Consider the following 8,809-nt stretch of genomic DNA (forward strand, 5'->3'; position numbering starts at 1 on the left):
AATAAGCGGGAAACAAGAACGTGCCTTTTTACCATAGTCAGAAAACGCCCGCGTCCAATGCTGTAACTGATCTAATCCGCGCCGTACTGCGGATGAACGCCACGGTGCAGAAGTCAGGAACACGCCTCATGCGGGGTACAGGCATCACCAATGCAAGGTGGCAAACGCTGAGTGAGTTATGCGCCCTTGAAAAACCAGTCACCGTCAGCGAACTGGCGCGGTATATGGGCTTAACGCGGCAGGCCGTTCAACGACTCGCTGACGACATGGTAAGTGACGGACTACTTGAGTTTGCCGCCAATTCCGGCAACGCCCGATCGATGCACCTGCTCCTCACAGAAGCAGGCAAGTCAGCGTATGACGACGCCTTGGAGCGTGAATGGCAGTGGACAAATGCGATCGCCGAAGACTTTGACGCGGAACAAATCACTCATTCTGTCGCACTTCTAGGCGCGATTACGCAGAAAATGCAAACCGATAGTTGACGATATACAGTCAATATCTTCAGGCGCAGAACAGAATTCAAACAAAAAAGGAGAAATTATGATCTTGATCACAGGAGCCACCGGACAGTTGGGGACAACAGTCGTCAACAATCTACTCGAAATTTGACGATGTTGCGGCTACCCTTTCCGACTTATCAGGTAAAAAAGTCGGTTATACTCCTGCTGAGAAATCAGCATTTGAGACGCAAATGAAAGAACGTGGAACACCGGACGCGATGATTCAAAAGGTCGTGGGTTTTCTAACGGATATTAAGAACGGGCAGGAAGAAGAGATTAGCCCCGATCTGGAAAACCTGCTGGGGCGACAGCCTACATCACTGAAAGAGGGGTTGAAAGTTCTTTTCAATTTATAGAACCCATTTGACATCTACCCAAATCCGGATTTCAGAAAGGTTTTTGGCGATCGCGGGGTTTGTAGGGGCGAAGCATTTGCAGCAATAATATCGCTGATTGCCTAGTTCGGTGGCTTGCGCGCGGTGTTGTATGCTGAATTAATATGCCAAATCAACCTGCACCAGAAATCGAGCTGCTACGCGCAGCGTATGCGGACTTCAACGCGCGCGACATTGATGCCGCCATCGCCCTCATGACTCCCGACGTGGTCTGGCCGAAGGCGTTCAAAGGCGGTTTTGCCCGTGGGCCTGAGGAAGTCCGCGCTTACTGGACAGAGCAGTGGAGCGAGATCAATCCACACGTCGAGCCGATTGCCTTTTACCCGGAGGACGCTGGGCAGGTCTTGGTCGAGGTGCATCAGGTCGTGCGCGATCTGGCTGGAGCCGTGCTTGCCGATGAACACGTTGGCCACCGTTTCACCATTGAGCATGGCTTGATTCAAGCGATGGAAGTCTGCCCACTTCCATCGTCTGGACTCAGTGCCTAACCATGCGCTGTGGTCACAAATATTACAGCCGTTGGTGATTTTGCTTTTGTTTCAACTGATGTGCCTTTAGAAGCCATCTTCTGTTAGAACAAGCATTGCCGCCCTACCATTAGACAAGCCGCCGAACAAGGCGCTGCACTCGACCGCCTACAGCCTACGATCGTTCCTCGCTCCGGCTTCCGGCGACGGCTGAGCTTGATTGTTATGCAGCTTAGATTGTTGGTTAGGGCAGCGATTTGAAGTTGTCTTTGGGGTAACTAATCTTTAAAGTAGTGTGGAGTTTAAGCAACTATTTAGAGGAGGCTCAATGATTCCAGTGATTCTAGCCCTGCTATTGAACTCTGCTCTTCTTACAGGCAACGAATTTGCTGTAGCTGCGTTTATACATCCGTCCTTATCTCGTCAAGATCATCGTTCAAATCTCTCTGCGATACAGCGTTTTGCACATCTTTATGGCGGAGTGATGCCGATGTGGATGGCGGTAACTACAGCGCTACACATTTTTGTATGCGTGATGGCATGGTTCTACTCTCCATCCGCGTTTCCTTGGTTATGTGCTGCTGCCCTAATTTGGGTTATTGTGATTCCCTTCAGTCTCATCTTTCCAGTTCCTTTGAATAATCAAGTTAAGGAATGGGATCTCAACAATTTACCTTCAGATTGGGAGAGTATCAGGAGCAGATGGGACTTCTATAACTGGCTCAGAGTCATACTTTTAATGTCTGCATTTGTTTTGTTATCAGTGGGATTGAAGAACTATTCTTCTTAAGCTACTAAATCTGAAGCTCTAAAATCGGGTTTCAGTAAGCGTGGGAAGTAGTCTGTTTTGTAAGTACGAGGTCGTCGCATAACAACGCCCATGCACACCGACCGTCGAGAGATGATCTATTGAGTATTTGAGGTTTCTGCGGCGGGTGATGGGCAACGTTCTATCGCGGCGCGCAGCTTGGCTACGTGCATTATAATCAGGAGAATGAATGCAGCGCAAAATTTAGAAGAACCCTCGCCAGAAATTTAATCATGTATTTCATCTCAGGTATCACTGGAAAAATCGGAGGTGCCACCGCGCAACAGCTTCTGGACGCGGGTCACAGCGTGCGCGCTCTGGCCCGCGACCCACAAAAGGCCACCGCGTGGACGCAAAAGGGCGTCGAAGTCCGCGCGGGCGACCTGACCGACGCCCAAGCCGTTGCTTCCGCTCTGGAAGGTGTTGAAGGCGCGTTTTTGATGCAGCCGACGCCTTTTGGCGTGTCGCCGGATTTCCCCGAAGCCACAGCCCTCAACGGCAGTTTCGTTGCGGCGCTGGCCCAAACGCCGCCGCCACGATTGGTGGTTTTGTCTTCGGTTGGCTCGGAGCAAACGAGCGGATTGGGCAACATCACCCAAACCCATCTGCTCGAAGCGGAGTTGCGTGACTTGCCTTTCCCGACCGCTTTCGTGCGGGCCGGTGCGTTGATAGAAAATTTCCTCGGCTTGTTGGAGCGCGCCGCTTCGACCGGTTGGTTCGACAGCTTTTTGCAGCCGACAGACCATCCATTTCCGATGGTGGCCACTGCCGATGTCGGCGCCGAAATCGCTCGACTGCTCATCGAAGGCTGGGACGGCCACAGAATCGTGGAAATTGGTTCGCCCATTACACCCGATGAAATCGCCCGCGCCATAACGCAGGTTTTGGGAACGCCCGTCAAGGCGAGGTCGATTCCGCGCGAGTATTGGACGCAGACCCTAAAAACGATGGGTTTGGCCCCTGACCAAATCGGCAACTGGGAAGAGATGGAGGACGGCTTCAATGCGGGCTGGATTCATTTCGGCGTGCCGGGAACAGCAACAGTCACTGGCACCACGTCTCCCGCTCAGGTCTTCGCAGCCGCGACAAATCCACCTACATTATGAACATTTCGATGAAGGCGAAAGGGCAATGCCGACAAACACCATGAAAGCGATCAGGCTGCACGAGTTCGGTGGTTCTGAGGTGCTGCGTTACGAAGATGCGCCTATGCCCGAACTGAAGTCGGGTGAGGTGCTTGTTCGCGTTCACGCGGCTGGCATCAATCCTCCCGACTGGTATCTGGCCGACGGGTATAAGATGCTCCCACCCAAGTTTCGTCCGCTGGTGCCCTTGCCCGTCATTCCAGGGTCGGACGTGTCGGGCGTTGTCGAGGCCGTCGCCACGAATGTGCAGGGCTTCTCCGTCGGCGATGAAGTTTTCGGCATGATTCGCTTTCCTAGCTACGGAGAGAGCGCCGCTTATGCCGAGTATGTCGCTGCGCCTGCGTCGGACTTAGCACGCAAGCCGACCGACATCGATCATGTGCACGCCGCGGGAGCGCCAATGTCAGGCCTCACCGCGTGGCAGTTCCTGATCGAGCTGGGGCACAACGAACCGAACCCGCTGCAACCGGAGATGCATCGCCCGGCGCCGCTCGACGGCAAGACGGTGCTGGTTAATGGTGCCGCGGGCGGCGTGGGGCACTTCGCGGTGCAGTTGGCGAAATGGCAGGGCGCGCACGTCATCGCGGTGGCATCGAACACACAGGAGTCCTTCCTGCGCGAGATCGGTGCCGACGAATTTATCGACTACACCAAGAACACCCCCGCAGATGTCGCGCAGGACGTTGATCTCGTCCTCGATACCCTCGGCGGTCCCACCACCGGGCGTTTCCTCCGCACGCTCAAGCGTGGCGGCGCTTTATTCCCGGTATTCCCAGGCTTCTCTGACGCGGAGGAGGCCGCGAAGCTGGGCGTTACGGTCTCGATGACCCAGGTGCGCTCGAATGGCGCGCAACTCGCGGAACTCGGACGCTTGCTGGATGCCGGCATGGTTCGAGTCGCCATAGACAGCACGTTTCCGCTTGCCGATGCCCAAAAGTCGCACGAGCGAGCCGCCAGTGGACACATCCAAGGCAAGATTGTGCTCACGGTCAAGTAAAGCCACCCATATTATGAACATTTCGACAAATGACAAGAACCAAAAGATCGTTTTGGTAACCGGAGCCAACAAAGGCTTAGGACTGGAAATCGCGCGGCAACTGGGAGGGAGCGGTCTCACGACTTTAGTTGGCGCGCGTGACGCCGAGCGCGGCCAAGCCGCCGTGCAAACCCTGCGCGGCAAAGGCTTCAGCGCTCATTTAATAGCGCTCGACGTGACGGATGAGGCGAGCATCGAAGCGGCGGCTCAATCCATCGAGAGCGACTTCGGGCACCTTGATATTCTGATTAATAACGCGGGCGTCGCGCTGGAAACGGAGCCGCCGAGCCAGGCTTCGATGGAGAAGCTGCGCCAGACCTTTGACACCAACTTTTTCGGTGTCTTTGCCGTCACGCAAGCGATGTTGCCGCTTTTGCGAAAATCGGGCGATGCCCGCATTATCAACATGAGCAGCGATTTAGGTTCACTGACGTGGGCCTCCGACCCAAATTACGAGCAGTATTCGGTTCCGGCTTTCGCCTATCGCGCCAGCAAAACCGCGCTCAACGCCTTCACCGTCGCACTGGCCAAAGAATTAGCCGATTCCAAGATCAAGGTTTACTCGGCCAATCCCGGCTACACGGCGACCGATTTGAACGGGCATAGCGGCCCGCGCACCACCGAGCAGGGCGCGAGCGAGCCGGTGCGCCTGGCGCTGGCCCAACCCGCCGCTCCAAGCGGGCACTTCACCGAAGAAGACGGCGAAGTGCCCTGGTAATCCATAATCAGGGGATACAATAGACCTCTTTCCTAAGTCGTTTATGAGATTACAGAACCGACTTAGAACCTATCCAAATAGGTCGTGTCTGCCTCTTCGGATAGGTTCTTAAGCAAAAGGTTTATTATGTCTCGATAGACAACTATTGCCACAAATTATAAACGCGGTGTTCAGGCTTGGCCATGTGTCCGAACGCGTCGAAAAGATGAAAGGTCGAAAAGATAAAAGAAGTATTAAGCAACAGTGACTAGAAGTGACCAACCGCGATAGAACAAGGCGCAGCGGGTGAGCTTGGTCGTTCGGCGGCTGCGCGAGGTTTGGCGGCGATTTGGAGTAGGCGTATAGTTGTAGTACCTGCATTCCTGAATCTACAAGAACAGTTGAAGGCGAGCGTCGAACCAGTAGGGAAACCGCTCCGTTAAAGCATTTACTTGAACAGAAGAGAGATTCAGATGTCAGAGAAAAATAAAGCAATCTTAGAAAAGGGCAACGCGGCTGTCGCTGAAGGCAACAATGAAGAATTCTTGTCGTTCTGCGCTGACGACACGGAATGGACGTTTGTCGGTGACAACGCCAAATGGATTACGGCGCAAAACATCGGCATTAACGGCGGAACGGCTTAATCTGGCACAAAAACAATAACTTGGAGATCAAAAATTATGAACAGTCTAAATGATAAAATGGCATTAACAGAAAGAGCGCGCCGCGTGTTCGAGGCGCATTTAGCTGTGTTTGACCCGCAAAGCACATCAAACTACGCTGAACTTCTAACCGACGATGCCGTCTACGAATTTCCTTTTGCGCCCGCTGGATTTCCTTCGCGCGTCGAAGGCAAAGAAGCAATCGTAAAGTATATGACCGGCTTGCCGCATCTAAATCAGACAATACTTTCTTTTCCCCTAAAATCGTAAAGTATATGATCGGCTTGCCGCAGCTTGCAGACAATTGGCAATTTTGGGACTTGACCTTCTTTGCGACGACAGACCCGGATGTCGTCTTTGTCGAGTTCAAAGGGTCTGCCGAGGTGACCGCCACCGGGCGGAAATACGAGCAAACATACATCGGACGCATTGAAATGCGCGGCGAGAAGATGTCGAAGTACCGCGAGTTTTGGAACCCACAAGTTATCGCTGATGCGTTTATGCCGTAGCACCATAAACGGTAAATGTTCGGTTAATGAAAATTGGAACAAAAGTAATTCGTGCAGGTCTTGCTCCAACCGTTCAAGGTGAACCCTTGTTAGCCGGAGTTACCTTGCATCCACTTGAACAGAGGAGAGATTCAGATGTCAGAGAAAAATAAAGCAATCTTAGAAGAGGCAAATGCGGCTGTCGCTGAAGGCAACTATGAAGAATTTCTGTCGTTTTGCGCCGACGACACGGAATGGACGTTTGTCGGCGACCAGACCCTTAAAGGAAAAGAAGCCGTTCGCCAATATATGGCAGCGACGTACATCGAGCCGCCAAAGTTTACGGTCACTAACTTAATCGCTGAAGGTGATTTCGTCACGGTACTCGGCGACATAACATTGAAGGACGAAGACGTAAGGCAGTTCATCACTCGTACTGCGATGTCTGGCGTTTTCGCGGCGGTAAGATTGCCGAATTAAAGGCTTTCGTCATCAAAACCGAGGTCAATGATGAAACCAACAGTGCGGCGTAAGCAATAAGGTGTCTCTTTCAAGCCTTCCTCATTCATGCTTGGTATGTCAAGCGAACAACCTAAATTAAGAGTCGCCAATAGCGGCCGAACGATCAAGCTCACCCGCTGCGCGCGGCTTGGTTTCATTGCAACAACATTCAACTGCGTAAAATATGAATCGCGGACTCATTCGCTTTCATCATGCAAAACCAACAGTCACCCATCCTATTCGACCAAAAGGTTGCGGCTTCCTACGACGAGAAAACCGCTCTTTGGGTGTCGGGGCGCGATGCGCTCTTTTCGTTAATGCGCCTAATTTTCGCCGAGCTTCCGGCTGAGGCACGGATTCTGTGTGTCAGTTCACGGCGGTCGAGCCTGCGTCTGCGATGTTGGACATCGGCCGTCAAAAAGCCGAAGAAAATGGCATCACCTCGCGTTGCACGTTCCACGAAGGCTATCTCGACTCGCTGCCCGCTTCTGACCCGTTCGATGCGGCGACTTGCCTTCTGGTCTCTCAATTCTTGAAGAAAGCGGAAGAGCGGAGCCACTTTTTCGGTCAAATCGCGCAACGCCTTCGTCCAGGCGGAGTTTTGATTAGTTCCGATTTGGTTCTGGGCATGTCGCCTCCGGTTCACCAAAGCTTGTTTGAAGTTTGGCTGCGAATGCTTGGAGGCTCCGGCTGGAGTGAAGAAGACATCGAAAAGGTGCGCGCTGCCTGGCGTCTTCATATCGCGGCTTTAACCCCACCTGAAATCGAAGCAATAATCGCAGCGGGCGGCTTCAATACTCCGGTGTTGTTCTTCCAAACCCTTTTCATTCACGCTTGGTTTTCAAAGCGAACAGCGACGAATTAGAAGTCCCCAACAGCCGCCGAACACATCATTGGAGCGGACAATATTGTAATATTTCGGTGTTGAGTTGGAGGCGATCGCTTGCCGCTCAATTTAGCCGATCCTGGTGCAAATGCTTCGCCCCTACGGATGTTTGCAATAACCTAAAAAAAGATGTCAGATGGGTTCTATAGGACTGCTGTGAGCAGCCGATAAAGAGACGAGCTGAACTGTACACGATCAAACGATCCCCTAACCGCTCTCTAACAGTTTCATTACAGCATCAATGCGTCGTTGTCGTATTTCTGGTGTTTTGGCAGTTTGAAGGCGGAATCCAATCGCGTATAGGCTTGCCTTATTGAGGGCATTGAAGCACTCTTCCGCCCTGCGATTTTTTTGAAGAGCAGATAAGAAATCATCGGGAATTGACATAGACCTGGATGAGTCGTAGGCTCTATGCCAGCACCCATCGTTCTGTGCAACCTCAATTTCCGCAAGTCCCGAGGGTTGTACCTTTCCCGCTTCAAACAACCGTATCGCTTTGATCACATTGCGTTTTGACCATAGGCTGCCTCTCCGCCGTGGAGTAAACCTCTGCAGGAAGTAGCGTTCATCTTGCCTCTTTCTTTGCCCGTCTATCCATCCAAAGCACAGGGCAATATCAAGGGCCTCATCGTAAGTAACCGTCTTGCTTGAGGCACCTTTCTTGGCAATCTGTAGCCAGACTAACTGAGCGCAACGGTGATGTTCCGTTAGCCATTGCTCCCAGGCATCTGAGGTTTCAAACAAGACGACACCACCATCATCGAATAGGTTCATTGTTCATTGCTCTCGTCAGTGTTGTTTCTACCGGGTAGCCCGGATAGAAGCTTGCCATAGCCCGGTCGATCTAGTTCAGGGTAACGAGAATGACACTAACGATTAGTCCTGCCAAGAAGAAGTAGCTTCCACTGACTAACCCATAGACCAGAGGGCGTGGAATGTTAGGGTTGATCCCAGTGTTGACCGTTGTGGAAGCCAAGTACCCAATCCCGACGATGGCACCAAAGATCAGTCCGTCGGCAACAGACTCAATCTTCAATGCTCGGATAAAAATCGCACTGGCAATTGTTGTGACTAGGCCAAAGATGCAGCACATTGGCAGCGGTTTGATTAAAAATCGCTTCAGCCTCTCCACTAAATGAGACTGTCCCTAAGTTTGGGGTTGCACCTAGGCTGTTGACTTTGTACCTTTTTAGGGGATTTTCGTTCATGCAGTTTCTGTGT

The 8,809-nt window shown here is 52.3% G+C and carries 17 protein-coding genes and 1 pseudogene; 14 read left to right on the forward strand and 4 right to left on the reverse strand.

Translation table 11 applies throughout. The features are described 5' to 3' along the window. Positions 1 to 20: 20 nt before the first annotated feature. From HWQ36_RS08885 to HWQ36_RS08940, 12 genes are all read left to right on the forward strand, one after another. Positions 21 to 485 carry a MarR family transcriptional regulator gene (locus HWQ36_RS08885; protein WP_292700783.1) on the forward strand — a complete coding sequence of 155 codons (465 nt, stop codon included), beginning with the start codon at positions 21 to 23 and terminating at the stop codon, positions 483 to 485. Positions 486 to 694: 209 nt separating this feature from the next. Continuing rightward, the gene (locus tag HWQ36_RS08890) at positions 695 to 859 is read left to right on the forward strand and encodes a hypothetical protein (RefSeq protein ID WP_292700786.1); all 165 of its coding nucleotides are present in this window, start codon (positions 695 to 697) and stop codon (positions 857 to 859) included. A gap of 143 nt (positions 860 to 1,002) precedes the next feature. Beyond that, positions 1,003 to 1,386, forward strand: a complete 384-nt coding sequence (locus HWQ36_RS08895) for a nuclear transport factor 2 family protein (protein WP_292700789.1) — start codon at positions 1,003 to 1,005, stop codon at positions 1,384 to 1,386. Positions 1,387 to 1,693: 307 nt separating this feature from the next. After that, positions 1,694 to 2,155 (forward strand): DUF1772 domain-containing protein, encoded by a 462-nt coding sequence (locus HWQ36_RS08900; RefSeq protein ID WP_292700792.1) that lies wholly within the window; start codon positions 1,694 to 1,696, stop codon positions 2,153 to 2,155. Between the two features lie 185 nt (positions 2,156 to 2,340). Next, positions 2,341 to 3,279, forward strand: a complete 939-nt coding sequence (locus HWQ36_RS08905) for an NmrA family NAD(P)-binding protein (RefSeq protein WP_292700794.1) — start codon at positions 2,341 to 2,343, stop codon at positions 3,277 to 3,279. A 25-nt stretch (positions 3,280 to 3,304) separates the two neighbouring features. Beyond that, positions 3,305 to 4,315: an NADP-dependent oxidoreductase gene (locus tag HWQ36_RS08910; protein ID WP_292700796.1), complete on the forward strand. Its 1,011-nt coding sequence runs from the start codon at positions 3,305 to 3,307 to the stop codon at positions 4,313 to 4,315. Positions 4,316 to 4,328: 13 nt separating this feature from the next. Then, on the forward strand, positions 4,329 to 5,072 hold the full coding sequence (locus HWQ36_RS08915) for an SDR family oxidoreductase (protein WP_292700798.1): 744 nt from the start codon (positions 4,329 to 4,331) through the stop codon (positions 5,070 to 5,072). A gap of 452 nt (positions 5,073 to 5,524) precedes the next feature. After that, positions 5,525 to 5,695: a hypothetical protein gene (locus HWQ36_RS08920; RefSeq protein ID WP_292700801.1), complete on the forward strand. Its 171-nt coding sequence runs from the start codon at positions 5,525 to 5,527 to the stop codon at positions 5,693 to 5,695. 36 nt (positions 5,696 to 5,731) lie between these two features. Continuing rightward, complete coding sequence (locus HWQ36_RS08925) at positions 5,732 to 5,983, forward strand: nuclear transport factor 2 family protein (RefSeq protein ID WP_292700804.1); 252 nt, start codon at positions 5,732 to 5,734, stop codon at positions 5,981 to 5,983. A gap of 5 nt (positions 5,984 to 5,988) precedes the next feature. Then, positions 5,989 to 6,222: a PhzA/PhzB family protein gene (locus tag HWQ36_RS08930; protein WP_292700806.1), complete on the forward strand. Its 234-nt coding sequence runs from the start codon at positions 5,989 to 5,991 to the stop codon at positions 6,220 to 6,222. Positions 6,223 to 6,248: 26 nt separating this feature from the next. Then, positions 6,249 to 6,374: a hypothetical protein gene (locus HWQ36_RS08935; protein ID WP_292700809.1), complete on the forward strand. Its 126-nt coding sequence runs from the start codon at positions 6,249 to 6,251 to the stop codon at positions 6,372 to 6,374. Continuing rightward, a complete protein-coding gene (locus HWQ36_RS08940) occupies positions 6,358 to 6,681 on the forward strand; it encodes a nuclear transport factor 2 family protein (RefSeq protein ID WP_292700812.1) in 324 nt (107 codons plus the stop codon). Before HWQ36_RS08935 ends, HWQ36_RS08940 begins: the two co-directional genes overlap by 17 nt. Here the strand turns inward: HWQ36_RS08940 and HWQ36_RS08945 are convergent. After that, positions 6,678 to 6,860 carry a hypothetical protein gene (locus HWQ36_RS08945; protein WP_292700814.1) on the reverse strand — a complete coding sequence of 61 codons (183 nt, stop codon included), beginning with the start codon at positions 6,858 to 6,860 and terminating at the stop codon, positions 6,678 to 6,680. The two genes, HWQ36_RS08940 and HWQ36_RS08945, sit on opposite strands and share 4 nt — an antisense overlap. A gap of 26 nt (positions 6,861 to 6,886) precedes the next feature. Here HWQ36_RS08945 and HWQ36_RS08950 point away from each other — a divergent pair, with 26 nt between their 5' ends. Together HWQ36_RS08950 and HWQ36_RS08955 are read left to right on the forward strand one after the other, a co-directional pair. Next, on the forward strand, positions 6,887 to 7,051 hold the full coding sequence (locus HWQ36_RS08950) for a hypothetical protein (RefSeq protein ID WP_292700817.1): 165 nt from the start codon (positions 6,887 to 6,889) through the stop codon (positions 7,049 to 7,051). 48 nt (positions 7,052 to 7,099) lie between these two features. Next, complete coding sequence (locus HWQ36_RS08955) at positions 7,100 to 7,567, forward strand: class I SAM-dependent methyltransferase (protein ID WP_292700820.1); 468 nt, start codon at positions 7,100 to 7,102, stop codon at positions 7,565 to 7,567. A gap of 228 nt (positions 7,568 to 7,795) precedes the next feature. Here HWQ36_RS08955 and HWQ36_RS08960 read toward each other — a convergent pair whose 3' ends face one another. From HWQ36_RS08960 to HWQ36_RS08965, 3 genes and pseudogenes are all read right to left on the reverse strand, one after another. Then, positions 7,796 to 8,362 (reverse strand): YdeI/OmpD-associated family protein, encoded by a 567-nt coding sequence (locus tag HWQ36_RS08960; protein WP_292700823.1) that lies wholly within the window; start codon positions 8,360 to 8,362, stop codon positions 7,796 to 7,798. Between the two features lie 70 nt (positions 8,363 to 8,432). Then, complete coding sequence (locus tag HWQ36_RS34335; protein ID WP_366828670.1) at positions 8,433 to 8,681, reverse strand: DUF1761 domain-containing protein; 249 nt, start codon at positions 8,679 to 8,681, stop codon at positions 8,433 to 8,435. Beyond that, positions 8,614 to 8,809: pseudogene (locus HWQ36_RS08965) on the reverse strand (hypothetical protein); the annotation flags it as partial. The pseudogene HWQ36_RS08965 and the gene HWQ36_RS34335, both read right to left, overlap by 68 nt.

Origin of the sequence: Nostoc sp. NMS2 (assembly GCF_017115105.1) — a bacterium.
In the GTDB taxonomy this organism is placed as follows: domain Bacteria; phylum Cyanobacteriota; class Cyanobacteriia; order Cyanobacteriales; family Nostocaceae; genus Nostoc.